Here is a 26,135-nt window from a genome sequence, read left to right as displayed (position 1 = left end):
AGGGGCTCAGTCAATCGAGCATCAACACCTTCGCCAGGATGATCTTCGGTCCTTTCATCTTCTTGATGATGATCCGCAGGCCTTCGACTTCCAGCACTTCTTCCTCTTCCGGCACCCGTTTCAGGGTTTCATAGACCAACCCTGCCAGGGTTTCCGCCTCGATGTGGTCCAGGTCGATGCCCAGCAGGCGTTCCACCTTGAACAGTGGCGTGTCGCCGCGTACCAGCAGTTTGCCCGGTTGATAGGCGAGGATGCCGCGCTCGGCCTTGCGGTGTTCGTCCTGGATATCGCCCACCAGCACTTCCAGCACGTCCTCCATGGTCAGGTAGCCGATGATGTTGCCATCGGCTTCCTCGACCACGGCGAAGTGCGAGCCGCCCTTGCGGAACTGCTCCAGCAACTGCGACAGCGGAAGGTGCCGCGACACGCGCTCCAGTGGACGGGTCAGTTCGGCCAGGTTGAACGACTCGGGAATGTGATCCAGGGCCGCCAGTTCCAGCAGCAGGTCCTTGATGTGCAGCAGGCCGACGAACTCCTGGCGCTCGCTGTCATAGACCGGGTAACGGCTGAACTTGTGACGGCGGAACATTGCCAGGATTTCCTTGAGCGGCGCATTGAACTCCAGCGTCACCAGGTCTTCCCGGGAGTTGGCCCAGTCGACCACTTCAAGCTCGCCCATTTCCACGGCCGAAGCCAGCACGCGCATGCCTTGGTCGCTCGGGTCCTGGCCTCGGCTGGAGTGCAGGATCAGCTTCAGCTCCTCGCGACTGTAATGGTGTTCGTGATGCGGGCCGGGCTCGCCTTGGCCGGCGATGCGCAGGATGGCGTTGGCGCTGGCGTTGAGCAGGTAGATTGCCGGGTACATCGCCCAATAGAACAGGTACAGCGGCACGGCGGTCCACAGCGACAGCAGCTCGGGTTTGCGGATCGCCCATGACTTGGGCGCCAGTTCACCGACCACGATGTGCAAATAGGAAATGATGAAGAACGCGGTGAAGAACGATACACCCTTGATCACTTCCGGCGACTCGACGCCGACAGCGCCCAGCAGCGGCTCGAGGATATGTGCGAACGCCGGTTCGCCGACCCAGCCCAGGCCCAGCGAAGCCAGGGTGATCCCCAGTTGGCAGGCTGACAGGTAGGCATCGAGCTGGCTGTGGACGGTGCGCAGGATGTGCCCGCGCCAGCCGTTCTGCTCGGCGATGGCCTCGACTCGGGTCGAGCGGAGCTTGACCATGGCAAATTCGGCCGCAACGAAAAAACCGTTGAGCAGGACCAGGATCAGAGCAAAAAGAATCATGCCGAATTCGGCGAAGAGTGTGACGAGGGACAAGCCAGGGGAAGGGTCCATGATGGAGTTTTGCAGGTTCCGTATGTTCGTAAGAGTGAAAAACAGTGCCTGAAAAGGCAGGCACAAGTCAGCCAATGTAGCGGCTGACCCGGCGATTGCCTAGTGGGGAGCGCTGGCCGGTGTCACTCGTCGCGGCTGGGGACGCGTCCGCGAACCACCTGCGCCGGGGCGAAATGGCACGTGAACGTGCTGCCATGCCCCGGCACGCTGCTGATTTCCATGCGCCCGCGGTGACGCAGCAAGACGTGTTTCACAATCGCCAGCCCCAACCCGGTGCCGCCGGTGTTGGAGTTGCGGCTGGAGTCGACCCGGTAGAAACGTTCGGTCAGGCGCGGCAGGTGCTTGCTGTCGATGCCGATGCCTGAATCGCGCACGCTCAGGTGCGCGCCTTGTTCATCACCCCACCAGCGGACCTGGATTCGCCCCTGTTCCGGCGTGTATTTGACCGCGTTGAACACGAGGTTGGAAAAAGCGCTGCGCAATTCCGCCTCGCTGCCTTTGAGCTGCACGGTCGGATCGGCTTCCAGGGTGATGGCCTGCTGCTTGGGGCCGGACAGCTCCTGGGCGTCCTCCACAATGATTTGCAGCAACTCGTCGATGGGCACCGGCTGGTTGTCCGACGGGTAATCGGTGGCTTCCAGCTTCGCCAGCAGCAGCAAGTCGTTGAGCAGGGTCTGCATGCGCCCGCCTTGCTGCTGCATTTGTTGCAGGGCGCGGCTCCAGCGTGGGTTCACCTCCTCGACGTTATCGAGCAGGGTTTCCAGATAGCCGCAGATTACCGTCAACGGCGTGCGCAGCTCATGGGACACGTTGGCAATAAAGTCTTTACGCATCTGTTCCAACTGATGAATGCGCGTCACGTCCCGCACGAGCATCAAATGCTCGTTGTTGCCGTAGCGGGTGATATACAGCTGGATGCGCAAGCGATCGTTGGTCGGCGAGGGAATTTCCAACGGCTCGGCGTAGTTGTCCTGTTCGAAATATTCCTTGAAGCGCGGATGACGCACCAGGTTGGTCACTGGCTGGCCGCTGTCCTGTGGCGTCTTGAGGCCTAGCAGGGTTTCGGCGGCGCGGTTCCACCATTCCAGGTTGCCGTCGCTGTCGAGCATGATCACCGCGTCTTTCAGCGCGGCTGTGGATTCCTGGACGCGGTCGATCACCGCCTGCAGGCGCCCGCGCACGCGTTGGTCGCGCCGTTGCAGGTGATAGATGCTGTCGAACACTTCGCCCCAAAGGCCGTAGCCGTCGGGCGGGGCCTCGTCAGGCTGGTGCAGGCGCAGCCACTCGTGCAGGCGCAGCAGTTGCTTGAGAGTCCAGGCCAGGTAAAGCGCCAGGCCCACGGCCAGGCTCCAGCCGTAATAGCCTGTGATCAGGCCGATCAACAGGCAACCGGTCACCAGCAACAACATGTGGCGGATCAGGGTGCCATGCCAGTTTTGATTCACGGAAAAATCCCTAGGGCAGCTTCAAGCTCCAAGCTTCAAGCTTCAAGCGACAAGTTAAAAGCCAAGCGCGGCTCAGCTTGCCGCTTGTAGCTTGCAACTGTCGTTAAGCCTTTGTCGAAAAACGATAACCGGTGCCGCGCACGGTTTGTACCAGATTCTCGTAGGCATCGCCGAGGGCTTTGCGCAGGCGTCGGATGTGTACGTCCACGGTGCGTTCCTCGACATACACATTGCCGCCCCACACCTGGTCCAGCAGTTGGCCGCGGGTGTAGGCGCGCTCCTGGTGGGTCATGAAGAATTGCAGCAGGCGGTATTCGGTCGGGCCCATCTCGGCAGGCTTGCCGTCGATGGTTACGCGGTGGCTGATCGGGTCCAGCAGCAAGCCACCGACTTCGATCGGCGCTTCGCCATCGGTCGGACCGGCACGCCGCAGCACGGCCTTGAGGCGCGCCACCAGCTCCCGAGGGGAAAACGGCTTGGTGATGTAGTCGTCGGCGCCGACTTCCAGGCCCTGGATCTTGTTGTCTTCTTCGCCCTTGGCGGTGAGCATGATGATCGGGATATCACCGGTCAGCTCGTCGCGCTTGAGGCGCCGCGCCAGCTCGATGCCGGAAGTGCCAGGCAGCATCCAGTCCAGCAGGATCAGGTCGGGCTTGCGGTCGACGATGATGGCGTGGGCCTGTTGAGAGTTCTCTGCTTCCATGCAGTCATAGCCGGCCATCTCCAACGCAACGGCGATCATCTCGCGAATGGGCGCCTCGTCGTCGACGATCAGAATGCTCCTGCCAACCATGGGGTAATCCTCTTGTCATTTAACTGTCTTGCGCCGCATTAGATAACGGAATTATTGCAGTCGTGTGACAGTTATTTCCTTGAGCGGCAGCGAAGGGGATCTTGGACTACGCTTTTCAGTCCGAATCCTGACAACTGCGAAGGAAGGTTTCCATGGCTTATTACACTCAATCCATCAAGGCGCTGGGGCTGGTGGCTGCGCTGATGTTGCCGGCGATGGCGTTTGCGGCTGGCGAACCGGCAATGGTCAAGGATGGCGTGCTGGTCGATCACAAGGGCATGACCCTTTACACCTATGACAAGGACGACGACAGCAAATCAATGTGCAACGACAAATGCGCCGAGAATTGGCCACCGCTCAAGGCCGAAAGCACCGCCACTCCGTCAGGGGAATGGACCGTGATCACTCGCGATGACGGGGCCTCGCAGTGGGCCTATGACGGCGATCCGCTGTACACCTTCGTCGGCGACAAGAAGGCCGGCGACAAGACGGGCGACGGCAAGGGTGGCGTCTGGAAAATAGCCAAGCCCGACTGACCAGCACCAAACCGCTCTTCGTGGCGAGGGAGCTTGCTCCCGCTGGGTTGCGAAGCGGCCCCAAAAATCTTGCGGTCGCTACGCAACCGAGCGGGAGCAAGCTCCCTCGCCACAGGGTTCTTCTTCATCCCAAACCCAGCGCTCGGCCACAGAACTCAGCGCAACCCGTAATCCAGCACAATCCCCACGAAAATCGCCAACCCGGCCCAATGGTTGTGCAAAAACGCCTTGAAGCAACGCATCCGGTCCTTGCCACGGGTGTACCAGAACTCCCAGGCGAAACATCCCGCAGCGGCCAGCAACCCCAGGTGGAACCAGCCGCCCAGGTTGAATTGAGTCCCAGCCAGCAACAGACAACCCAGCGCCAGGCCTTGCAGCGTCAGAATGATCGCCCGGTCGGCATCGCCAAACAGGATGGCCGTGGACTTCACGCCGATCTTCAGGTCATCGTCCCGGTCGGTCATCGCGTAGTAAGTGTCGTAGCCCACCGTCCACAGCAGGTTGGCGATGTACAACAACCACGCGGCGGCCGGCAGATGGCCGGTTTCGGCGGTGAATGCCATCGGCATGCCCCAGGAAAACGCCGCGCCTAAAACCACTTGCGGGTAATAGGTGTAGCGCTTCATGAACGGATAACTGAACGCCAGGGCCAAGCCGCCCAAGGACAACAGAATCGTCGGCGCATTGGTGCACAGCACCAGCAGGAAGCTCACCCCCATCAGCACCGCGAAGAACACCAGCGCTTCTTTCGAACTGATCTTGCCGCTCACCAGCGGACGCTGTTCGGTGCGTTTGACGTGGCCGTCCACCTTGCGGTCGGCCCAGTCGTTGATCACGCAACCGCCGGCGCGGGTCAGCACCACGCCGAGCACGAAAATCACGATGTTGGCCAGGGAGGGCGAGCCTTCGCCGGCAATCCACAACGCCCACAATGTGGGCCACAGCAGCAGATAGATGCCGATGGGCTTGTCCATGCGGGTCAGTTGCACGAAGTCCCAGGCTCGCGGGTTCAGGCGGTTCAAGGATTTGAGCAATTGCACGTACATCAGCAGTTCTCCGAATAGGCGCGCGCAACGGTCCACAGGCGCGGCAGGAAAATCTCCGCCACCAGCACGCTCAGCGCACCGCGATCGAAACGCGAGCGACGGCCCCACAGCGCGCTGGCGCGAACCTGGGGTGGCAACCATTCGCTCGGGTAGTGACACACCTCGATAGCCCGGCGCTGGAACGCCTGGTCGCAAAACAGCAGCTCACCCAGGGAGCGGCTACCGAGTTCATCCATTTGCAAACCGTCGCCCTGCAAGGCGCTGCGCGCCGCCACGCTACGGGCGAATACCCAAGGCACGCCGTGGCCGCGCAGGTACACCTCGCGCACCCAACCCTCGCTGCCGTCGGCCAGATCCAGCGCGGCGCATTCGTCGGCGCGCAACGGCTGCCAGCCCTCGAACAACGGCGTCACGCTGAAATGCTCGTCCGACAGGCCGGTCAGGCGTCGGGTCAGGGATCCCTCGTCGAACAACCAGTCCAGCACGCAAGCATCTGGACGGGGCGACAGCAGGTGCTGGGGCAGCCATTGGAGTGTAGGAAATTTCGAATTTGTATGCGGCACAGAGGTCTTGATTGGCAGCAAATGAGGCCGCGAGCTTACCATGTCGGTCGGTGATTTTGCCTGAGCGGACCCGCCGCCGCGCGGATCCTGCTTGCATCTGTTGCGAACGATCAGTACAAAACCGCCCTGAGCCGGAAAATACCGGCCAAGGCCTGACATCTTGAGGAAATATTGGAATGAAGAAGTGGCAATGTATCGTCTGCGGCTTGATCTACAACGAAGCTGACGGCTGGCCGGACGATGGCATCGCGCCCGGCACTCTGTGGCAAGACGTACCAGAAGATTGGCTGTGCCCGGACTGCGGCGTCGGCAAAATGGATTTCGAAATGATCGAAATCAACTGATCGTTCCTCAAAGGGAGAGCAACATGAGCGCACCTGTCGTCATCGTCGGTACCGGCCTGGCTGGCTACAACCTGGCCCGGGAGTTTCGCAAGCTCGACAGCGAAACCCCGTTGCTGCTGATTACCGCGGACGATGGTCGTTCCTACTCCAAGCCGATGCTCTCCACGGGCTTCGGCAAGAATAAAGACGCCGACGGCCTGAGCATGGCCGAGCCTGGCGCCATGGCCGAGCAGCTCAAGGCCGAGGTCCGCACCCACACGCGCATCAGCGGCATCGACCCGGGCCACCAGCGCCTGTGGATCGGCGAGGAAGCGGTGAGTTATCGCGACCTCGTCCTGGCCTGGGGCGCCGAAACCGTGCGCGTGCCCGTGCAGGGCGACGCGGCGGACTTGATCTTCCCCATCAACGATCTCGAAGACTACGCACGCTTTCGCGCCGCCGCCGATGGCAAGCGCCGGGTGCTGCTGCTCGGCGCCGGCCTGATCGGCTGCGAATTCGCCAACGACCTGATCCTGGGCGGCTACGAAGTGCAGCTGGTAGCGCCATGCGAACAAGTCATGCCGACGCTGTTGCACCCGGCCGCCGCCGCAGCGGTGCAAGCGGGTTTGGAAAGCCTGGGCGCGCGTTTCCACTTGGGGCCGGTGCTCAATCGCCTGCAACGGGTGGCCGACGGATTGGAGGCACACCTGTCGGACGGCCAAGTGATCGCCTGCGATCTCGTCGTCTCGGCCATCGGCCTGCGCCCACGCATCGACCTGGCAGCGGCCGCCGGGCTGGTGATCAATCGCGGCGTGGTGGTTGATCGTCAGCTGAAAACGTCTCACGCCAACATCTACGCCCTGGGCGATTGCGCCGAAGTCGATGGCCTGAACCTGCTCTACGTTATGCCGCTGATGAGCTGCGCTCGCGCCCTGGCCCAGACCCTGGCCGGCAACCCGACCGCTGTCAGCTACGGCGCCATGCCGATCACGGTGAAGACCCCGGTTTGCCCGTTGGTGGTCTCGCCGCCACCACGGGGTAGCGAAGGCGTGTGGAGCGTCGAAGGGCAGGGCGCCGACATCAAGGCCTTGTGCCGCGACGCCCAAGGCAACCTGCTGGGTTATGCCCTAACGGGCGCGGCGGCCATGGAGAAACTGGCGCTGAACAAGCAGCTTCCGGCACTACTGGCGTAAACGCCGGTCGTTCTGTCGTAAATACCCTGCTTTTGAGGCGACAAAGGCCCGCCGGACACTGGCGCCGGTTGCGGCCCCGTGCCATCCTCACTCCCGTCTGCCGCAGAGTAGAGCCTGCGGCGCCTTAGGGGTTGTTCCGAAGAGAACAGCACGGACATAACAACAAAAAAACCGTCAAAGGGGCTTCATTCATGCGTAAACCAGAACTCGCTGCCGCCATCGCGGAAAAAGCAGACCTCACCAAAGAACAAGCCAACCGCGTCCTCAACGCCGTCCTCGAAGAAATCACCGGCGCCCTGCACCGCAAGGACAGCGTCACGCTCGTCGGCTTCGGCACCTTCCTGCAACGCCACCGCGGCGCCCGCACCGGCAAGAACCCACAAACCGGCGAGCCAGTGAAGATCAAGGCCAGCAACACCGTTGCGTTCAAGCCAGGCAAGTCGTTGAAGGACAGCGTTAACCCGTAAATGGCGGGGTACCTCTGTCGAGGAAAGAAAGCGGCGACAAAAAAGGCATACCGATGAATCGATATGCCTTTTTTTGTGCCTGAGTAAATCGTGGCGCAGCGGTTAGCGCGGATCGACGTTGTTCAACACTCGGTTCGCCAGTAACGAACTCAGCTCGGTCAGTTGCTGGATGCCTAGGAGAAAGTGGCGGTGCGCGCCATCCAGGTCGAAGGCCAGGGTGCTGACCATCGCGTCAGCGGAGGCCAGGGTTTCGCTGAGGTTGGCCAGCAGGCATTCGTTGTCCATGTCTTGTACGACAGTGAACAGCTGGCCGGATTGAGGGGGTTCTTCGGGCTTTTCCGGTTTGGGCGCCAGGTAATAATCCAGCGCGCGCTTGGCGGCTTCGTCGAGTTTCTTGGCGTTGAGGCCGTCGAGGTACGGAGAGTTGGGATCTGCTTTTGGAGGATTCGGAGTTATTTTGAACATCGTTACGCTACCTCTGATTTAGTAGGCCGCAACCGTCTCGCTACTAAACGAAAGGAGGCAGCTGTGCGCAAGTTAGTAGACCGGTAGAGGCAACGGAACCCGGCGCGCCCGAAGGCGCCTTGCGCACAACCACCATCGAGTGCAGGCAATGCCTGACTGATGAGACTCATGCAGCCGTTGCTATTACCGGGCTACTAAACCCGACCACTGATGGGCAGTGGCAGGAAGACGATAGGCCCCCGGGGGCAAGGCGCACAAGCCGGCGGATTCTGGCGTAGTTGTAGGCAAAGGCGCAAGGATGCGTAGCTTGGCGGAAGAGGGAGACTCAGGATGAATTTTGTTCTGACGGATGCCCCCGATTCGTGGCGAGGGAGCTTGCTCCCGCTCGGCGGCGCAGCCGTCGTAGGCCGGTTGATGCGGTTTGTCTGTAGGAACGCGCCGGGCCTTTTGGGGCGGCTTTGCCACCCAGCAGGAGCAAGCTCCCTCGCCACGGATCCGGGGTTGCTGGTGGAACTCGGGCGGCAAAATTGAGACCGGCGTCATGGCCTCGAAAACGGCCTCTTCAGGCACCTTGATTGTTACCCTCCATTGCTTGAAGATCTGCCGCTCGTTCAAGCCTCCCTCTTGCCTGGAAAACGACCCGGATCATGACGCTCTATCGCCTCCACGAAGCCGATCTCGACATCCCTGACACCTGGCAGGACCAGAGCATCAACATCTTCAAGTTGCCAGCCGTCGGCGGCGCCAAGGAAGCCAGTTTCGTCATCAGTCGCGACCCGAGCCGAGGCGATACGCCGTTCAACGATTATGTCGATCAACAACTGGCCAGCGCCGAGCAGCAACTGCCTGGGTTCAAGCTGATCAAGCGTTGGGATTTTTTCCTCCACGAACATGCCGCCGTGCTGCTCGACTACAGCTGGCAGCGTGAAGGACGGGAGCTGATGCTGCGCCAGGTGTTTATCGACCGCCAACCCGTGGGGCTGATCACCACGTTGACCACGACGCCGGGTGATCTGGTGCATCACGAACCCGCCTGGAAAGCCGCCATGCATTCCTTCAAGGTTTTGTCCGCGACCGCCTGATCAATCTCCGGAAGACCCTAACGCGATGGATATGCTGGCCGCTGCGCGCCTCGGCGACGAAATAGCCCACGGTTTCGGTGTCGCCGCGATGGTGGCGGGCGCCGTTGCCGGTGCGTTGATCGGCGCGGCGGTGGTAGCGGCCACGGTCGCGACCGGGGGCGTGGCGCTGGCGATCATGGCGGGCTCGATTGCCGCCGGCGGCTTGTCGATGTTCCAGATACTCAAAGGCCTGAACACCCTTTTCAACTTGCCCGAGCCTACGACGGGCGCGTTGATCATGGGCAGCCTCAACGTCCACATCAACCGGCGCAACGCCATGCGCGCCGGCGTCGACGTGTCGGCGGGGTGTACGGGCCTGCCGATGAACCATCCGATCTGGCCGTTCCCGGTGCTGATCGCCGAGGGCAGCGCCACCGTCTATATCAACGGCAAGCCAGCGGCGCGCTTGCAGAGCAAAATGGTCTGCGGCGCCCACATCAAGACCGGCAGCCCCAATACGTTTATTGGCGGGCCGACGATCTCGGTGGCGTTTGTCCTCGACATCGAAGGGTGGCTGCACACCGGCCTCGAAGCCTTGGGGCTGGTCGCCATGGGCGCGGCGGCCATACTGGCGGCGATGGCCGGCGCGGCGGCGTTTGCAGGCTTCGTGGTGATTGGCGGCGCCATGATGGGCGGCATGGCCTTGCTGGGCGATTTGGGTGATCGCCTCGGGCCGGGTTATCGCGACTTGCTCCAGGGCATCGCGGGTATGGCGCTGCTGGGGCTGGGGCCGAAAATGGCCCGCCTCGGCGCAGCGCCCAAACCTCGCGTCGCGGCGTACAAGCCGGGCACCACCGACGCCGATATCATGGCGATTCCCAAGGGCAGTCGGCCGCCACCGAGCGACTACCTCGAAGGCCCGTATATCGACAAGCACCTCAAGACCTTCGAGGACGAGGGCGGCAGTTTCCTCTTCACCACCGACGACATCGCCAACCCGAAATATGGCTCGTTCAACCCGAACAAATTCGTCATGGCAAAGTCCGACCTCAGCGCGGTGGTGACCGAGTACAAGAAAACCGGCGACGTTTCGGTGCTGGAGTCAGCCCTGGGGTACGATCCGGGATCGCTGGTGGGCAAGGACATTTACATGCTGAGCCTGGACAAACCCAAGGTCCTGATGCCGACCGGTAACGAAGGGGGCGTGAACTCGCTCTGGCGCCCCGGCGGCCTGACCCATCCGGGCGGCATGCGCGAAGCGGTGCTGGACAACGTACCGATCTTCCACGGCAATGACATCAACGCGCTGATGAAGGCCCAAGACGTAGTGAGAGTCCCATGAGTAACCCGCAAGACAACGTGTTGCTGTTGGCCCTGGCCAATGATGAGTTGGACAAATTCCTGGTGGGCGAGCCGTTCTACTTTCTCGAAGCCAAGACTGACAACAACGAGCCACAAAACGTCGTGGCCGCGTTCGACCAATTGATCATGCCGTACTGGCGCCAGACCCACGACGCTAGCTTTCCCCTGCGTTTCGTGGCAGCCCTGCTGACGATGCTGGCGACGTACCCAGACCGCACGCGGGCGATCTACATCGCCGCCGATTGGGTCTGGTATTACCGTTTCTGCCAGGACAAACAGCGCCAACAGCCGCTCGGCCCGTATGGCGATCTGTTCGACGTGGACATGGGCAGCGTCGCCGTAGCGCTCAAGCGACTGCTGGAAAACCACAAGGCTGAACTGATCGCCGACACCCGCTGGGCCGGCGCGGCGTGGAACAGCCCGGACGGCATGTGGACGCCGCTGATGCGTTCGGCGGTGATGGTGCGGGACAAGCTGGGTGGGCCGGATTTTGTGCCGGGGAATATTTGACGAACGCCAATGTATTTAACGGTCTGAGCTGACCGTCGGCGTCGACAATCTGCAGGGGAGTTGGGTTACAGATGTCGACGCTCGTTGATTCGTGGCGAGGGATTGCTCCCTCGCCAGAACGGGTTACGTGTAACGGTTAACGCGGATCAACGTTTTGCAGCGCCCGGTTCGCCAGCAACGTGCTCAGCTCGATCAATTGCTGGATGCCTAGGAGAAAGTGGCGGTGCGCGCCATCCAGGTCGAAGGCCAGGGTGCTGACCATCGCGTCTGCGGAGGCCAGGGTTTCGCTGAGGTTGGCCAGTAGGCATTCGTTGTCCATGTCTTGTACGACGGTGAATAGCTGGCCGGGTTGAGGGGGTTCTTCGGGCTTTTCCGGTTTGGGCGCCAGGTAATAATCCAATGCGCGCTGGGCGGCTTCGTCGAGTTTCTTGGCGTTGAGGCCGTCGAGGTACGGAGAGTTGGGATCTGCTTTTGGAGGGTTTGGAGTTATTTTGAACATATGCATTATTCCTTCTAGTAGGCCGCAACCATCTCGCTACTAAACGAAGGGTGGCAGCTGTGCGCAAGTTAGTAGACCGGTGGAAAACACATAAAAGCCCGGCGCGCCCGAAGGCGCCATGCGCACAGCCACCATCGAGTGCAGGCAAGGCCTGACTGATGAGACTCATGCAACCGTTATGTATTTCCAACCAGGGCTACTAAACCCGACCACTGATGGGCAGTGGCAGGAAGACAATAGGCCCCGGGGGCAAGGCGCACAAGCCGGCGGATTCTGGCGTAGTTGTAGGCAAAGGCGCAAGGATTCGTAGCTCGGCGGAGGCGTGGCGTTTAGAAATTAAACAACGCTGAACACCTTCCGAATCGAGACGTGGAGGCTTGCTCCTGCTCGTCAAAAGGAAGAAGGGGCCTGGCACAGAGCCTCGCCTAGGCTGCCCTCTGCCCTCCCAGCTCAGATTGAACAGATGTGCTATGCCAAAAGTTGCGGCAAATAACTCCGTTGAGAAGGGGCATCTTGGTCTGCTTTCGGCCAGAAGCGGACGGTACGCGTCCGCATAGATTTTTCGATTAACATCCCCCCGTGGCAATGAGCCATTGGAGAATGCCAAGAGATAAAACAAAGTAGCTCACACCTTTAAGTCAAATGTTCATCAGTAAAAAGTCGATTAAAAAAAGCCGCGCTCGTATATGCCGCATATGATTGCCAAAGATCATTTTTTTCCGCGTCAGCAAAATCACAGACTGACTTAATTGCGACTGGAATGGGCGAAGGTTTGCAAGCGAAATCTGCAGACGCCATCACAGCATAAGCTTCCATCTCGACGCCGAGAACCTCGCGATTTTGGGCGGTAATGGGTTGCATTGCGTCACTAGTAGCTAAGACCGCAGCACCTGAGGCCATAGGCCCCACTCTAATGCTTAGTTTTCCCTCTGGTGTGTCACCGTCCCAGCCAGTTTGAAGTTCGCGGGCAACTTTGTCATTGGCAAGTTCCATAGCCAATTGGGAAATATGAATATCCAGTGGATGTGGGTAAGGGGCGGCCATGAATACTCTAGTCCCGTCATCCGTTTCTGCATATTTGCCGCTTCCCCAGTCCCATGAAGGATCTGCGATTATGACATCTCCATAGTTGGTTTTTCCTTTAACGCCTGCACAAATGCCCAACATTACAACATACTTTGGTTGGAATCTTGCGACCATCTTCGAGGCCAGTGCGGCTGAAGATGGCATACCCTTACGTCGAGCAGAAGCAGCCACGACGCTCAGACTTCCTCGTGCCCTCGGAATTTTCCCAGCATGGTAGCCAGTAGGATCGTTACCAAACCTTAAGGTTTTCCAACCATATTCGAGCTTAAGTACTGCGCTTAGCTCTGGCTCTCCAAGAGCAGTCATCACTACCACGTCGAAACGAGGGGATGATGCATTGATCCTAGCTCTTCGTTGTGAAGCATACTTGATTTTACCTGATAAAATCTGTTTCCAGATTCCAGAATCGCTAGTGCTATAAGAGCAAAAAATTGCCCCTCGTTCATTTACCGCTTGCTCTGCTTCTTCCAATGAGTCTTCGAGCGCAGATAAGAAAACAACATCCGGAAGCAAAATTGCTTTATCTAATAAAAGTAAATCGAAAAACTCAAGCCCACCATTCCGGGTTGGTGAAGCGCCAAGAGTTGCTGGCAGATTAAGATCGATAATCAAAAGATCAAATTCGTTTTCTTGAAGCTTGCGGCGGCCTTCATTAGAAGTACTTGCGTGCTCTATTTGAATAGAACTATCCAAAGCCATCACAATCTGGGAGATCGCAGAGATTTTTGCGTATTCATCATCTACAACTAAGAGCTTAATCATCGGCCACCTTCCCTAATATTGTTAATTATAATTTTTAGCGAAGATCGCCACCCATCTTCCGCCGGATTGTAATAGACAGAACCTTTAAAAATTGGATGAAACTGCCTAGCAAGTTTTTCAACTAGTTGATCCAAAGAAACTTTGGAAGAATTATCACCAAAAGCATCAAACATTGTTACGACCACAGTTGGGATTTGAATGCCGCGGAGCTTCATTTGTGCCAATAATTCGCTTCCGGCAAAACTTTCAGGGCTTCCACCGCTAGGCTCACTAGGACTCACATCATAATTTGGCATGCTCATGTCGAGCAGAATGAAATCATATATTTTATTTCCTTTGATTATTGCCCTCAAGCCGCTATTGTATGACTTGGCTGTTTCTACCATATATCCTGGAAATTCTTGATCGATGAAGTCAGCTAGTGTCTTAAGCTTGTCCTCATCATCTTCAATTATAAGCATTTTCATAGTTGGTCACCTCAGTCTTGAAGCTAACGATCACCTCGAATACTGCGGGATCTTTGAAGCCGAATTCCAATGATGGCTCCCAATATTGAGGCGCATTTATTATAGCCCAAAGCTTATGAAATCCACTCCGGCCTTCTTTCTGTGCTTTATTTCGATTGTCATCTTTGGTTAGCTCCGCTCGAATGCGTTGAAGTCGACTTTCGTCCCGCTCAGCAAATGTTCTATTAAAGACAGAGTTGCGTAGCGTCGCATTGAAACAGCCATCAACAAATCGCAAGTCAGCAGACACCTTAAGGTTCGTTAAGCTCTCTCCGGAGTGGCCTATCGCATTTTCGAATAAAACGCAGAACATGTCGACCATAGCGTCCAGGCTTCTTCCCGGCATGAGACCTTGAACTTCCGAAATATTAAGGTCTATGCCCTCCCAGTCCCGGGCACCAGAAATAGAGTTGCGAATCATATTTGTGGCAACTAGCATGGGGAATTCGATTGAGTAATCTTGCCGATCGTAGACCTCGCTCCGTTTGAACCATGAGGTCACATTGTTAAGCTGCGCTTGGGTATTGGTGCGAGCCCGGAATACATGATTAATTAGCTCTCCAAGCCTATCGGCAAAACTCAGCGAATACAAAGATCTGTTTAGCTCATCAAATGCTGACGATAGCTTCTGTCTAATCTCTGTGCGCAGTACATTTTGAACAAGGACTAAGTTTGCGTCTGTTTTGTCCCATAGGGTGTCCACGCACAAATCAATAAACTCGTCTAGGCTTTTAACTGTCGCATCATTGGCTTGCATGTACATCCGCTCTAGGTTTGTCGTTTGGTAGGCGAATAACGCAAAATGATTAGTGTCCTTGGAAACGAGCTCATGAGTAACCCTAACCTGAATAAGGTCATCTTTGACGTGAGATATTATTGAGTCAAGAGTGCTCGCAAATATCTCTAGTACCTCTGAAAGTTGCTCGTGCTGTTCTTGATCAAGACCGCTTAATGTCTGAGCCCAATGATAATTAGGGACATAGAAGGTAGACCCCTCTTTTCGCTCGGTAACAAGGTACTCATCCGCCGCCGGCTTGCGAAGGGCGTTGCTTAACTTACCATGACGGACTCTAGTGCTTAGGTAGGCATTTAGTCCATGGTCTCCACGCAAAAATTCGTTCGTAACCTCAGCGAACATCGCAGCAAACTGGAGATCTAGTTCGCTCGTTGTTGTGTTTTTACGTATGAGATGGATGCTAGACATGAGGCGGGTTACTGATATATCGCTTCCTGACTGTGATAGCGCCTCTGAAATAGTCTCCATTAGTTTGGTATCAGATGCCGCGACGCTGGGAGCAGCAGACTTATATCGAGCGTAAGCGTCGCCCAACTTATTTCTTAAGGATTTTTTTATTGCCGCTATATCGACATAGACTTTACTTTGCTCTACCAAGTTAGTCGCCTTGGCAATTTCTAGAGTTTTAACGCGCTCACGTATTTCGGCGAGATATTTTAGCGAATTCGAACTATCAATGTCTGCCAAAACTTGACATACCCTAATCCGTTCCTCTTCGATTTCCCGGGTGCCTTCATACAGCACGGTCTGTCTCATAACCTCCGGACGCCAAACGCTGTTCAGGTAGTAAATTACTTTTCCTAATCCAAATTCGGAGGCGCGTTCCTTCAATTCAAAGGGCGAAGATAAATTAAATTCATTGTGGAAGCGCTCAAATGCATAGCGTAAATGCGTCATTCGATCATTTGAGCAGAACGAAGTATATAGTTCAAATATAAGTGGTACGCATATTGACTCAGGCCAGTTCTCAGGTAAATCGAGTCCGGAAACAATCTCGTGTAATGGAAGAACAGTGGGGGCGTGCGGCCAATTTAGGTAGCCGCTCACTAAAGACTCAGCTGAGCTTAAATACTGCCCGCATCGTGCATATGCAATGGCTGCAGCAGCAGAGGCCCGCATTGATTCGGCTTCGGATAAATTTGTAATTAACCATTCAAAATTTTCGATGGCTTCTTGGAGATTTCCTTTGTTTAGAGCATAACTACCTAGATAGCGTCTCCGACGCTCTTCACTGATACTTGACGGGTTGTTGGAAGTGCCATAAGTGGCAAGTCTAAAAACCTCAATTGTGCTGGTGAATAATTTACGTTTTTCAAAATAACTAATTAAATGATGTTCGCTGCCCTTAGCTGGTTGTAGAAGAGCTGTGAATGGTGTCGGCGTCGGCTCCAGAACCAGAGTCCGCCTCAATGCAACTGAGGGGTAGTCGAACTTTTCTGTTTCCAGCTCTAAATTAACTATCCCTTTTAGAAAAGCAGTCCAAGAATGGCCGAAAAATCTATCATAAAGAGCAAATAAAGAAAGCGCAGATGAGTAAGTGTCCGGGCTAAGAGAGATTATATTCCGGAGGTGCTGTACAACTTCCCCCAAAACACCTTCATATTTTATCGTCGAGGCATTACACTTTTTCTCTGTGCGCACCAGCATTACTAGTGCACCTATGTCATCAGCATGCTGAGAAAGATGGGATGCAGCCAGAGTCAACGCTTCCTGATATCTACCTTGAGAATATGCTTCAATGAATTTAATTTTGCTGTCTGCGCTTTTATACAAGTTTGGATCTACAACTCCAAATGCAATTAGGATTGGGACTAGTCGCCTATCCGCAGTGAGTCGAAATAATTTTTGTATCGGGTGGGCCAATACTGAAGCCACGGTAGCAGCTAGTTCCGCAATAACAACTATGGTTTGTAAAACCGAGATCACACTTTCATAATGATCAATCGCACTGAGCTTGGAGTCGATGTTTAAAACTAGAGCTAGTGTATCTACATCGGCATCAGACAGATCTATAATTTTAGCTTTTAGATAATTATAGGCTGCCCCCTCATAGCTATTAGCTAGCTCGCTTTGCAAATAGCCCGGAACGCCAGTTCCCTCAATCCTCTTTGCCATGAAGTGCAGCATGATGGTTAATAGCGGACTATGACTTACCTCCTTCTCATATATCGAGGTAAGTCGTCTCTTTTCCTCAACGCCATCTTTGTACTGCGCGTTCGCTAGGGTATTTTGCATGTACCATATTGACCATCCAAATTGCAACTGGCAGTCGCTCAATACATCAACAGCACCAGAGCTATTGTTTGAAACAACTGCAAGCTCAAATCGCTGTCTCTGCTTAACAAACTCCTTAATTTTTGCTCCATTTGGTAGAAGCGTTGCTACGGCCCATATTATTTCATTGGCTAACGCGCCATAACTGCCGACCAGCGAAGTGGTAAATACTTTGTCAAGGGATGATGGGAATGGTTCGCCTTTGAGTTTAATTAACTGCGCTTGACTTAAGTTCAAGCTGTTGAGCAAAGCAAAAAGCTCATTAGAAGGAGCTTCTTGCTTCAATCGTGCAATAGTTTTCGAGTCAACTCCGACGGATTGAATCGCTGCGACTTTCTTTTTTACCGTCGCGTGGTTGCTTACTGATCTGTTTTGGCGCCACTTGGGAATCTTCCTTGGCATGAGAGCACTCTGCAACTAGATTGGACGCGAAATTGCAAAACGCCATTATGGCATGCTTGATAGCACGCTGTTAATGCCGTTTACCTTAACTCTAGACACCGTCTTTATTCTCTGTAGTCTTTTTTAGGCAGCGTACAAAACCTCATGAACGAGGAAGTGAAGGGCCGCAACGGGCCGATTGCGGCCCGTTCCGAGAGCCAGTTATAACAATTTATACTATCGACAGCTGGTTTGGGTGCCCACTAATAAACATGCTGCAAACATCCCTACCGACGTTTACCGTCAAACCAGGCGCGCGATACCGGGCTGGAGCGCCAACTCAAGGCACCGCGCAGCCTGCCCAGGCGCTGTTGGCCGTCGTTGCGTACGACGCTGGCCTTCGATCCAGAACGGCGCAGCCTCAATGCGGCGCAGTTGCGTAAGGTTTGGGCGGGTGGTTCATTATGGTGGTAGCGGCTTGCTTGCACTGAGCGCCTTCAAGGCTGCCTTGCGCTCATCCACCGGCAACCGGCCAAGGTTTTCCACTGCCGCATAAAACGCAACCCAATCCCCACCCTCACGCTCGAACAACGCCGCAAACGCCGGCACCCATTGGTCATACAGGCCGAAGGGCAGTAGCCGTGCGTTGTTCAGTGGCGTGTAGACCCAGGCGTCGTAGCGCTTGTCACCGGCCCACTGGGTATCGCGCATTTGCGCGTAGTCGGCGCGCAGTCGTTCAAATTCCGCAGCCTTGCGCTGGCGCATCTGATCGGCCGGCAGCGGTTGGGCGTAGAGGGTTTCCAGCCGCTGGCGGGTGTCGAGGATCAGTTGGATGAATTGGTCGCGTTGGCGCACCTTGTTGCCGTTGTCCGGCGCCAGCCCACGATGGGCGCGCCATTGCCGGGTGCCCTGCTGCTCGACGAAGGTGGCAAAGGATTCGTTGAATTCCGTATCGTCCTTTACGTAGAACCGCTGGTGCGCCAGCTCATGAAAGATCAGCGTCGCCAGGCGCTCGTCGCCCCAGTGCAGCATCGAACTCAGGATCGGGTCGTTGAACCAGCCCAGGGTCGAATAAGCCTCCACGCCGCCAATCGACACATCCATGCCCCGCAGGCGCTGCAACGCGGCCTCGCCTCGGGCGGCGCTTTGGCTGTAGTAGCCGCGATACGCGACGCAACCGGCGATGGGGAAGCAATGGTTTTGCGGTGCCAGGGAGAATTCCGGGGTGGCGAAGACATTCCAGACGACGAAGGGGCGATCAATGTCCGCATACAGGCGATAGCTTTTGTTGTCGGGCAGGTGCAGGCGGGCGCTGGCGAACGCCCGGGCCTCGCGCGCCTGGGCCAGATGGGCGCGCAATGTCGGGTCGCGGGCGGGGTCGGCGATGACCCGGTCGATCGGTTCCCGGGCTTGCAGCAGTCGCAGTTGTCCGCTGGCGAGCTGGCCGTAGTAGCTGACGCTGGAGCAACCGTTGAGTAACAAAAGCACGAGGGCGGGAAACAAAATTCGGAAAACACGGTCGAGTAACCGATGGCGTGAACGCTGCCTGATCAATTGGAATCACCCTGGGAAAGTCTGCCCCAAGACTATCCCGCTTGCCCGGAGCTTCGCTATGCGCGTGTTGATGCTGACGAGTGGACTGTTGCTGCTGACCGGTTGTGCCGGTTTGCCCGATCCTGATCCGTCCCAAGCGTGGGTCGACCTTGCAGACCATCAGAACACGGCGTTGCAGGCGTTGGAGGTCGACGACAAGGAATCCATCGACCGGCGTTATTTCGAAGTGCAACCCGGCAGCCATGAGCTGACGGTGCGTTATCAATTTGCCGTGGAGCCGGGCAACATCGGCCCGGATGCAGAGCCGCTGTGGCGTGATTGCCGGCTGAACGTGAAATTCAAGGACTTCAACGCGGGCCAGCGTTATCAACTGCAGGCCGGCAGTATCGGTTTCCGTCCGTGGGCCAAGCTGTATGACCAGCAGCGCAAAGTGGTTGGGCAAGGGACGCCGGCGGGCTGCCAACAAACGTGATTGGCGCTATGCTCAGTGCCTGATCCTCGGGAGACTCACCATGCGCTTACCCCTGCTGTTACTGGCCCTGGTCTCCTTGAGCGGTTGCGCAACGAGCCCGCTGCCCCAGGTCGACCCGAACATGGCGTGGATCGATTTCGCCACACCCATGCCGGGCGGCAAAATGTTGATGGCTGAAAGCCTGGATGGCCAGCGGTTGCGAGACGGAAGGTTCTTTCAGGTTTCGCCGGGCAGCCACGAACTGAGAGTTCGCTTCGACTTCGAGGTGTTCAGCGGTGGCGGGTTGGGCATGCAAGCCGAACCGCAAGAGCGGCTGTGCTATATGCTCGTGCGTTACGACCATTTCGAGGCTGGCCAGCGCTATCGACTGGAGGGACGCAACCTGGCGTTCACGCCCAGCGCCCGGCTCTATGACGCCAAGCGTCAAATCGTGGCCGAAGAGCGACAAGTCAATTGCGTTCCGTAGAGCGCTCTACCGGTCGTTCTTCTGGTAGATGATCTTCTTCGTGCCGTTTTCGCAACTGCCCACCACCATGTTCTGATCGTGCGCTTCGTCATTGGTGACGATTTCCAAGGTGTATGACAGCACGTTGTTGGCCTGGATTTTCGCTTCGATCTCTGCTTTCAGTTCCTCGCAGGATTTAGGCGCCGCGAGGGCCGATGTGGCCAATGCGCAACCGATGACTGCCAGGGCGAATCGTTTCATGCTGGAATTCCTCAATACAGCGCGCACTGCCTGTGCGCTGAAACTGCAGACCTGCATTCGATCACAATTGCTTTCGGGTAAATAGATCGCCCATGAGGAAGATCGCAACCTATTGGGGGCTGCGATCTTTTCAGTTCATCAACTTACCAGCGATGCCTCCAGGGTGATCTTGGCGTTGAGCACCTTGGAAACCGGGCAACCTTCCTTGGCCTTGTTGCTCAATTCCTCGAATTGTTCCTGGCTGGCGCCGGGAATCCTGGCCTTGAGAATCAGCTTCACCGCGGTAATCGCAAAGCCGCCCTCAACCTGGTCCAGCGTGACTTCGGCGTTGGTGTCGATGCTGTCGGCCTTGAGCCCGGCGTCGCCGAGGATCATCGAAAATGCCATGGAGAAACAGCCCGCGTGGGCCGCGCCGATCAATTCCTCGGGGTTGGTGCCCTTGCCACCTTCAAAACGTGCCTTGAAGCCATAGGGCGCTTCACGCAACACGCCGGTTTCCGTGGAGATCGAGCCGATTCCGGTCTTCAGGTCACCTTCCCAGTGAGCCGATGCTTTCTTGACGATAGCCATGTGTGCCTCCTCTTGATCCGGCGCGAGGGTTCGCGCCTGGGTATTTTTCAGTGCCAGGATTGTGAGGATAGACCGACCGATAAAGTTCATCCGGTCGATTAGCCGACTAATTTAGTAGGAAAATTCTTCGCTGCTATTGAAACTCGGGTATATGCCCACATTGCATGTAGCACACCTATAGAAACGGCAGGCTTTCGTCCGTAGGAAAGCTCATACGCCGTTGGAGATGCCGGCCCATGAAACAGCTGTCCGAAGTTAAATTTTCTACCCTTGACCTTGTGCCCGTCCGTGCTGACGGCAACGCCGGCCAGTCCTTGCGAAACTCCCTGGACTTGGCGCAGCACGTGGAAAAATTCGGCTACACCCGCTTCTGGGTGGCCGAGCACCACAACATGGACGGCATCGCCAGCTCGGCGACGGCGGTTCTGCTGGGCTATCTGGCAGGGGGCACTTCGACCATTCGTGTTGGCTCCGGCGGCGTCATGCTGCCGAATCACGCGCCGTTGGTGATCGCCGAGCAGTTCGGCACGCTTGAGAGCCTCTTTCCTGGCCGGATTGACCTTGGGCTGGGACGCGCGCCCGGCTCCGACCAGATGACCGCCCGGGCGCTGCGCCGTGAACGTTCCGGCAGCGCCGATGATTTCCCCGAAGACGTGACGGAACTGATGCGCTATCTCGGCCCGCGGACGCCCGACCAACGCATCATCGCCATGCCCGGCACGGGCACTCATGTGCCGGTGTGGTTGCTGGGTTCAAGTTTGTTCAGCGCGCAGCTGGCCGGTGAGCGCGGTTTGCCGTACGCCTTCGCCTCGCATTTCGCACCGCGTTTCATGCACGAGGCGATTCGCGTCTATCGCAGCCACTTCAAGCCGTCGGCGGTGCTCGACAAGCCCTATGTCATGCTCGGCGTGCCGCTGGTGGCGGCGGATACCGACGAGCAGGCCGATTACCTCGCGACTTCGGTGTACCAGCGGATCCTCGCGTTGATGCGCGGCCAGAGCCTGGTGCAACGCCCGCCCGTCGAAACCATGAACGGCCTCTGGCTGCCCCATGAGAAAGAAGCGGTGGGCGACTTCCTCGGCCTGGCCATGGTTGGCGGCCCGCAGAAGATCCGCGCCAAGTTGGACGTGCTGATTGAGCAAACCCAGGCCGATGAGCTGATTTTCACCAGCGACCTGTACGAGCATGCCGACCGCCTGCACTCATATGAGCTGCTGGCGCAAGTCATGAAGGGCTGAATCACAGCCACAAAAAAGCCGACGCAGGTGCGTCGGCTTTGATTTGGACGCGTAATCAGCCGCGTTTGTAGACGATTTCCTTCGAGCCGCCTTCGCAGGTGCCGACGACTTTTGCGTCAGCCGCTGCGCCTTTATCGACAACTTCCAGCGAATAACCCGACACGCCTTTGGCATCGAGCTTCGCTGCGATTTCGCTTTTGAGTTCTTCGCAGGGCTTGCCGGCCGCGAACGCGGTCCCTGCAAGGCTTAGTAAACCCAGGGCCACCATCAACTTTTTCATCGCTTGCACTCCTTGGTCGGATCATAGGAAAGGTATGAGACAGGGCGACGCGCTCGTTCGATAGCGCATCGCCATTCCCTATGGCACTCCGCCAGTGTGCAAAGTTCACCGAGCGTCAGCTATTGGCGATCCGGAAGCCGACCTTGATGGTCACCTGGAAATGCGCGGCCCGGCCGTTTTCGATGTGACCGCGGGTTTCCGTGACTTCAAACCACTCCAGATGCTTGAGGCTTTTGCTGGCCTCGGCCAAGGCATTGTTGATGGCGTCTTCAATGCTGGTGGGGGACGAGCCGACCAGTTCGACTTTTTTGTACGTGTGATGATCACTCATGACGTTCTCCTTGGTTGTTTTTAACAGCCTAGCAGCGATTTTTCGCCTTACTTGTGTCGCCGTTTACGCTGCGAAAGTTCAGATTTACTGCACTTTCCCAAACGGTCGGAGTCCCAACTCTCACACGCTACTCAACCACTGCAGGAGAGAGCCACTATGGCCAGCACTTCGTTACGCAAAGCCTCGTTGCAAAGCATGGAAGCGGAAATCGAGAGTCTGCTCAAGTCGTTGGAAAGCCTGAAGGACGACGCCTCGGACGAGTCGCGTAAGACCCTCAAGTCGCTGAAGGCAAATGCCGAAAGCGCACTGAAACATTCCCGGCATCTGCTGAGCGATGCCTATGAGGAGGTCAAGGTGAAAACCCGCGAAACGGGGATCGCCACACGCGACTACGCTCAAGAACACCCTTGGACCACCGCCGGTGTCGCGGTCGGGGCGCTGGGTTTGTTGGCCGCCTACTTGCTGTGCAAGCGCGGTGACTGAATCGATGGGTTCAGCTCTTGCCTGAGCCATTGCGCCAATTGCCGGGCGCGCCCATCGGCGGCGCGCTTGGGCAGCCATAACGCCAGCCGCGCCGAAGTTTCACTGAAACCCCACGGCGCGGCCAGGCGCCCGGCACGCAGGTCTTCGGCGACCAGCGGCTCGGGGGCAATGGCCACGCCAAGCCCGGCTACGGCAGCCTCCAGCAAATAATACAAATGCTCGAAACCTTGCCCGAACTTCAACGCCTGGGGTTCAAGGGCATTTTGCCGTGCCCAGGTCGGCCAGGCCTGGGGGCGCGAAGTGGTGTGCAACAGCGGTTCGCCGAGCAGCGCACTGGCCGGTGCATCTTGCAAGTGTACGAACCCGGCGTAACGAGGGCTGATGACCGGGCCGATTCGCTCGCTGACCAGTTCATACACTTGCATGTCGGCCGGCCAGGGCGGCTCGGCGAACACCAGCAATGCGTCGAGCCCCGGGCGCCTGGGGTCCAGGTCGCCCTCTCCGGCGGACAAGTGCAAGCGCAAATCCGGCAGGTCGGCATTGAGCCTGCCCAGGCGAGGAATGAACCAGCGCGCCAGCAAGCTTCCCGAGCAGCCCAACACGAACGGAGCGTCCGCTGTGCTTTGCGTCAGCTCTGCGCAAACGGTGCGCAGGCGCTCGAACGCATCGGCACTGGCGTCACGTAGGCGCAACCCTGCATCTGTGAGTTTAAGGCCACGTCCATCCTTGACGAACAGGCTGACGCCCAAGTGCTCTTCGAGCACCTTCAGTTGCCGGCTGACGGCGCCGTGGGTTACATGCAGCTGTTCTGCCGCTTGGCTTACGCTGTTCAGGCGGGCGGTGGCTTCGAAGGCACGCAGGGCGTTAAGCGGCGGTAAGTCGTGGCTCATGGTATCTGTGAGTTTTTCTGACAGGTTGCGGCGATCTTATCGGTTTTCAGGGCGAGATGTCAGGGGTAGAGTGAGCCTCATTGTCTTTCTACGCATTCGCCTGGAGCGCCCGATGACCCAGTCTACGACCTCTTTCAACCTCAGTAGCGGCCCTGATGCGAACGGTATGTTCGGCGCGTTCGGTGGCCGCTATGTGGCCGAAACCTTGATGCCGCTGATTCTTGATCTGGCCCGCGAATACGACGTGGCGAAGGAAGATCCTGCGTTCATCGAGCAATTGGCCTACTTCCAGCGCGACTACGTCGGTCGTCCGAGCCCGCTATATTTCGCCGAACGCCTGACCGAATATTGTGGCGGCGCGAAGATCTATCTCAAGCGTGAAGAGCTGAACCACACCGGCGCGCACAAGATCAACAACTGCATCGGCCAGATCCTGCTGGCGCGGCGCATGGGTAAAAAACGCATCATTGCCGAGACCGGCGCCGGCATGCACGGCGTGGCCACTGCCACCGTCGCGGCGCGTTTCGGCCTGGACTGCGTTATCTACATGGGCACCACTGACATCGAGCGCCAGCAGGCCAACGTGTTCCGCATGAAGCTGCTCGGTGCCGAAGTCATCCCGGTGGTCGCCGGTACCGGCACCCTGAAGGATGCGATGAACGAGGCGCTGCGCGACTGGGTGACCAACGTCGATAGCACGTTCTATTTGATCGGCACTGTGGCAGGTCCGCATCCGTACCCGGCTATGGTCCGCGACTTCCAGGCCGTGATCGGCAAGGAGACCCGCGATCAACTGCAAGCCCAGGAAGGTCGGTTGCCGGACAGCCTGGTGGCGTGCATCGGCGGCGGTTCCAATGCCATGGGCCTGTTCCATCCATTCCTGGATGACAAGAGTGTCGAGATCATTGGTGTCGAAGCTGCCGGCTATGGCATCGAGACCGGCAAGCACGCGGCGAGCCTGAACGGCGGCGTGCCGGGCGTGCTGCACGGCAACCGTACCTTCCTGTTGCAGGATGACGACGGTCAGATCATCGACGCCCATTCGATCTCTGCAGGCCTCGACTATCCCGGTATCGGCCCGGAGCATGCCTGGTTGCACGACATTGGTCGCGTCCAATACACCTCGGTCACTGACGCCGAAGCCCTGGAAGCGTTCCACAAATGCTGCCGCCTGGAAGGGATTATCCCTGCGCTGGAAAGCGCCCATGCCCTGGCTGAAGTGTTCAAGCGCGCACCGAACTTGCCAAAGGATCACCTGATGGTGGTCAACCTGTCCGGCCGTGGCGATAAAGATATGCAAACCGTGATGCACCACATGGAACAGTCCCAGCAGGAGAAACACTGATGAGCCGCCTGCAAACCCGTTTTGCCGAACTCAAGGAACAGAACCGCGCGGCCCTGGTGACGTTTGTCACCGGCGGCGACCCGGACTACGACACCTCGCTGGCGATTCTCAAGGGACTTCCTGCCGCTGGCGCCGATGTGATCGAGTTGGGCATGCCATTCACCGACCCGATGGCCGACGGCCCGGCGATCCAGTTGGCTAACATCCGGGCCTTGGGCGCCCAGCAAAACCTGGCGAAAACCCTGCAGATGGTTCGTGAGTTCCGCAAGGACAATACAGATACGCCGTTGGTGCTGATGGGTTATTACAACCCGATCCATCGTTATGGCGTGCAGCGTTTCATTGGCGAGGCGCTGGACTCCGGTGTCGACGGCCTGATCGTCGTGGACATGCCGCCCGAGCACAACAGTGAGTTGTGCGAACCGGCCCAGGCGGCAGGGCTGGACTTCATCCGCCTGACCACGCCGACTACCGATGACGTGCGCTTGCCGACTGTGCTCAACGGCAGTTCGGGTTTCGTGTACTACGTGTCGGTGGCGGGCGTAACCGGTGCCGGTGCTGCGACGCTGGAACATGTCGAAGAGGCTGTCGCACGCCTGCGTCGCCATACCGATTTGCCGATCAGCATCGGGTTCGGCATCCGCACGCCGGAGCAGGCGGCGGCCATCGCACGACTGGCTGATGGGGTGGTGGTGGGTTCGGCGCTGATCGATCATATCGCCAGCGCCGATACGCCGGAGCAAGCGATTGATGGGGTGTTGAGTCTGTGTGCTGCCTTGGCTGATGGCGTGCGCAAAGCGCGTGTCGACTGATTGGGATCAGCATCAAAAAAGGGGTTCAGAACTGG

The 26,135-nt window shown here is 57.5% G+C and carries 29 protein-coding genes and 1 pseudogene; 14 read left to right on the top strand and 16 right to left on the bottom strand.

Translation table 11 applies throughout. The features are described 5' to 3' along the window. Window positions 1–10: 10 nt before the first annotated feature. The 3 genes from J3P95_RS24875 to phoB form a co-directional block, all read right to left on the bottom strand. Window positions 11–1,351: a hemolysin family protein gene (locus J3P95_RS24875; RefSeq protein WP_434559548.1), complete on the bottom strand. Its 1,341-nt coding sequence runs from the start codon at window positions 1,349–1,351 to the stop codon at window positions 11–13. A 122-nt stretch (window positions 1,352–1,473) separates the two neighbouring features. Further along, on the bottom strand, window positions 1,474–2,760 hold the full coding sequence (gene phoR, locus J3P95_RS24870) for a phosphate regulon sensor histidine kinase PhoR (RefSeq protein ID WP_434581327.1): 1,287 nt from the start codon (window positions 2,758–2,760) through the stop codon (window positions 1,474–1,476). 139 nt (window positions 2,761–2,899) lie between these two features. Further along, window positions 2,900–3,589 (bottom strand): phosphate regulon transcriptional regulator PhoB, encoded by a 690-nt coding sequence (phoB, locus tag J3P95_RS24865; protein ID WP_003177195.1) that lies wholly within the window; start codon window positions 3,587–3,589, stop codon window positions 2,900–2,902. A gap of 152 nt (window positions 3,590–3,741) precedes the next feature. Between phoB and J3P95_RS24860 the strand changes: the two genes are divergently transcribed. Continuing rightward, window positions 3,742–4,125, top strand: coding sequence for a COG4315 family predicted lipoprotein (locus tag J3P95_RS24860; protein WP_434559546.1), 384 nt, complete (start codon window positions 3,742–3,744; stop codon window positions 4,123–4,125). 155 nt (window positions 4,126–4,280) lie between these two features. Here the strand turns inward: J3P95_RS24860 and ubiA are convergent, their stop codons facing one another. After that, window positions 4,281–5,171, bottom strand: a complete 891-nt coding sequence (gene ubiA, locus J3P95_RS24855) for a 4-hydroxybenzoate octaprenyltransferase (protein ID WP_434579339.1) — start codon at window positions 5,169–5,171, stop codon at window positions 4,281–4,283. Next, on the bottom strand, window positions 5,171–5,734 hold the full coding sequence (locus J3P95_RS24850; protein WP_434579341.1) for a chorismate--pyruvate lyase family protein: 564 nt from the start codon (window positions 5,732–5,734) through the stop codon (window positions 5,171–5,173). Before J3P95_RS24850 ends, ubiA begins: the two co-directional genes overlap by 1 nt. A gap of 176 nt (window positions 5,735–5,910) precedes the next feature. Here J3P95_RS24850 and J3P95_RS24845 point away from each other — a divergent pair, with 176 nt between their 5' ends. The 3 genes from J3P95_RS24845 to J3P95_RS24835 all read left to right on the top strand — a co-directional run bounded on the left by J3P95_RS24845 (window position 5,911) and on the right by J3P95_RS24835 (window position 7,717). Then, window positions 5,911–6,078 (top strand): rubredoxin, encoded by a 168-nt coding sequence (locus tag J3P95_RS24845; protein WP_003437744.1) that lies wholly within the window; start codon window positions 5,911–5,913, stop codon window positions 6,076–6,078. A 23-nt stretch (window positions 6,079–6,101) separates the two neighbouring features. Further along, a complete protein-coding gene (locus J3P95_RS24840; RefSeq protein ID WP_434579342.1) occupies window positions 6,102–7,250 on the top strand; it encodes an NAD(P)/FAD-dependent oxidoreductase in 1,149 nt (382 codons plus the stop codon). A gap of 191 nt (window positions 7,251–7,441) precedes the next feature. Then, window positions 7,442–7,717: an HU family DNA-binding protein gene (locus J3P95_RS24835; RefSeq protein ID WP_003213368.1), complete on the top strand. Its 276-nt coding sequence runs from the start codon at window positions 7,442–7,444 to the stop codon at window positions 7,715–7,717. A gap of 102 nt (window positions 7,718–7,819) precedes the next feature. On the opposite strand, the gene J3P95_RS24830 is transcribed toward J3P95_RS24835, so the two are convergent. After that, complete coding sequence (locus tag J3P95_RS24830; protein ID WP_434559538.1) at window positions 7,820–8,182, bottom strand: DUF6124 family protein; 363 nt, start codon at window positions 8,180–8,182, stop codon at window positions 7,820–7,822. Window positions 8,183–8,829: 647 nt separating this feature from the next. Here J3P95_RS24830 and J3P95_RS24825 point away from each other — a divergent pair. Genes J3P95_RS24825 through J3P95_RS24815 form a run of 3 tightly spaced genes read left to right on the top strand, consistent with a single transcriptional unit; the run spans window position 8,830 to window position 11,115 of the window. After that, on the top strand, window positions 8,830–9,264 hold the full coding sequence (locus tag J3P95_RS24825; RefSeq protein ID WP_434579345.1) for a DcrB-related protein: 435 nt from the start codon (window positions 8,830–8,832) through the stop codon (window positions 9,262–9,264). Between the two features lie 25 nt (window positions 9,265–9,289). Next, window positions 9,290–10,585: a PAAR domain-containing protein gene (locus tag J3P95_RS24820; RefSeq protein ID WP_434579347.1), complete on the top strand. Its 1,296-nt coding sequence runs from the start codon at window positions 9,290–9,292 to the stop codon at window positions 10,583–10,585. Further along, entirely contained in the window at window positions 10,582–11,115 is a 534-nt protein-coding gene (locus J3P95_RS24815) for a hypothetical protein (RefSeq protein WP_434579348.1), read from the top strand. The genes J3P95_RS24820 and J3P95_RS24815 overlap by 4 nt, the downstream gene beginning before the upstream one ends. Before the next feature lie 136 nt (window positions 11,116–11,251). Here J3P95_RS24815 and J3P95_RS24810 read toward each other — a convergent pair whose 3' ends face one another. The 4 genes from J3P95_RS24810 to J3P95_RS24795 all read right to left on the bottom strand — a co-directional run bounded on the left by J3P95_RS24810 (window position 11,252) and on the right by J3P95_RS24795 (window position 17,440). Beyond that, window positions 11,252–11,614: a DUF6124 family protein gene (locus J3P95_RS24810; RefSeq protein WP_434579350.1), complete on the bottom strand. Its 363-nt coding sequence runs from the start codon at window positions 11,612–11,614 to the stop codon at window positions 11,252–11,254. Window positions 11,615–12,247: 633 nt separating this feature from the next. Next, window positions 12,248–13,462, bottom strand: a complete 1,215-nt coding sequence (locus tag J3P95_RS24805; protein WP_434579352.1) for a hypothetical protein — start codon at window positions 13,460–13,462, stop codon at window positions 12,248–12,250. Further along, window positions 13,459–13,929 (bottom strand): hypothetical protein, encoded by a 471-nt coding sequence (locus J3P95_RS24800; RefSeq protein WP_434579353.1) that lies wholly within the window; start codon window positions 13,927–13,929, stop codon window positions 13,459–13,461. Before J3P95_RS24800 ends, J3P95_RS24805 begins: the two co-directional genes overlap by 4 nt. Further along, a complete protein-coding gene (locus J3P95_RS24795; RefSeq protein ID WP_434626220.1) occupies window positions 13,910–17,440 on the bottom strand; it encodes a hypothetical protein in 3,531 nt (1,176 codons plus the stop codon). Before J3P95_RS24795 ends, J3P95_RS24800 begins: the two co-directional genes overlap by 20 nt. A gap of 258 nt (window positions 17,441–17,698) precedes the next feature. Here J3P95_RS24795 and J3P95_RS24790 point away from each other — a divergent pair. Continuing rightward, window positions 17,699–17,893 (top strand): annotated as a pseudogene (locus J3P95_RS24790) (serine/threonine protein kinase); the annotation flags it as partial. On the opposite strand, the gene J3P95_RS24785 reads toward J3P95_RS24790, so the two are convergent. Next, window positions 17,882–18,973, bottom strand: coding sequence for an aminopeptidase (locus J3P95_RS24785; protein WP_434579356.1), 1,092 nt, complete (start codon window positions 18,971–18,973; stop codon window positions 17,882–17,884). The pseudogene J3P95_RS24790 and the gene J3P95_RS24785 sit on opposite strands and share 12 nt — an antisense overlap. 58 nt (window positions 18,974–19,031) lie before the next feature. Here J3P95_RS24785 and J3P95_RS24780 point away from each other — a divergent pair, with 58 nt between their 5' ends. Then, window positions 19,032–19,445: a hypothetical protein gene (locus J3P95_RS24780; protein WP_434579357.1), complete on the top strand. Its 414-nt coding sequence runs from the start codon at window positions 19,032–19,034 to the stop codon at window positions 19,443–19,445. A gap of 40 nt (window positions 19,446–19,485) precedes the next feature. Next, the gene (locus tag J3P95_RS24775; protein ID WP_434559520.1) at window positions 19,486–19,911 is read left to right on the top strand and encodes a hypothetical protein; all 426 of its coding nucleotides are present in this window, start codon (window positions 19,486–19,488) and stop codon (window positions 19,909–19,911) included. A gap of 6 nt (window positions 19,912–19,917) precedes the next feature. On the opposite strand, the gene J3P95_RS24770 is transcribed toward J3P95_RS24775, so the two are convergent. After that, the gene (locus J3P95_RS24770; RefSeq protein WP_434559518.1) at window positions 19,918–20,151 is read right to left on the bottom strand and encodes a DUF1161 domain-containing protein; all 234 of its coding nucleotides are present in this window, start codon (window positions 20,149–20,151) and stop codon (window positions 19,918–19,920) included. Window positions 20,152–20,289: 138 nt separating this feature from the next. After that, window positions 20,290–20,721, bottom strand: coding sequence for an OsmC family protein (locus J3P95_RS24765; protein ID WP_434559516.1), 432 nt, complete (start codon window positions 20,719–20,721; stop codon window positions 20,290–20,292). Between the two features lie 236 nt (window positions 20,722–20,957). On the opposite strand from J3P95_RS24765, the gene J3P95_RS24760 reads away from it, so the two are divergent. Continuing rightward, window positions 20,958–21,959: an LLM class flavin-dependent oxidoreductase gene (locus J3P95_RS24760; protein ID WP_434579358.1), complete on the top strand. Its 1,002-nt coding sequence runs from the start codon at window positions 20,958–20,960 to the stop codon at window positions 21,957–21,959. Between the two features lie 55 nt (window positions 21,960–22,014). Here J3P95_RS24760 and J3P95_RS24755 read toward each other — a convergent pair whose 3' ends face one another. Both J3P95_RS24755 and J3P95_RS24750 read right to left on the bottom strand, forming a co-directional pair. Continuing rightward, window positions 22,015–22,239, bottom strand: a complete 225-nt coding sequence (locus tag J3P95_RS24755; protein WP_434559512.1) for a DUF1161 domain-containing protein — start codon at window positions 22,237–22,239, stop codon at window positions 22,015–22,017. A 115-nt stretch (window positions 22,240–22,354) separates the two neighbouring features. Continuing rightward, complete coding sequence (locus tag J3P95_RS24750) at window positions 22,355–22,570, bottom strand: dodecin (protein WP_003177209.1); 216 nt, start codon at window positions 22,568–22,570, stop codon at window positions 22,355–22,357. A 156-nt stretch (window positions 22,571–22,726) separates the two neighbouring features. Here J3P95_RS24750 and J3P95_RS24745 point away from each other — a divergent pair, with 156 nt between their 5' ends. After that, complete coding sequence (locus tag J3P95_RS24745; protein WP_186611411.1) at window positions 22,727–23,053, top strand: DUF883 family protein; 327 nt, start codon at window positions 22,727–22,729, stop codon at window positions 23,051–23,053. Here J3P95_RS24745 and J3P95_RS24740 read toward each other — a convergent pair. Further along, window positions 23,026–23,943, bottom strand: a complete 918-nt coding sequence (locus J3P95_RS24740) for a LysR family transcriptional regulator (protein WP_434559510.1) — start codon at window positions 23,941–23,943, stop codon at window positions 23,026–23,028. The genes J3P95_RS24745 and J3P95_RS24740 overlap by 28 nt on opposite strands. Before the next feature lie 112 nt (window positions 23,944–24,055). Between J3P95_RS24740 and trpB the strand changes: the two genes are divergently transcribed. Both trpB and trpA read left to right on the top strand, forming a co-directional pair. Then, entirely contained in the window at window positions 24,056–25,288 is a 1,233-nt protein-coding gene (trpB, locus tag J3P95_RS24735) for a tryptophan synthase subunit beta (RefSeq protein ID WP_434559508.1), read from the top strand. After that, complete coding sequence (gene trpA, locus J3P95_RS24730) at window positions 25,288–26,100, top strand: tryptophan synthase subunit alpha (protein ID WP_434559506.1); 813 nt, start codon at window positions 25,288–25,290, stop codon at window positions 26,098–26,100. The genes trpB and trpA overlap by 1 nt, the downstream gene beginning before the upstream one ends. Window positions 26,101–26,135 lie beyond the last annotated feature (35 nt).

The sequence above is a fragment of the Pseudomonas sp. Z5-35 genome (assembly GCF_051131945.1).
Classification (GTDB): domain Bacteria; phylum Pseudomonadota; class Gammaproteobacteria; order Pseudomonadales; family Pseudomonadaceae; genus Aquipseudomonas; species Aquipseudomonas marvdashtae.
Note: the sequence above shows the minus strand (reverse complement) of the source record. Positions and strands in the feature narration are given on the sequence as shown.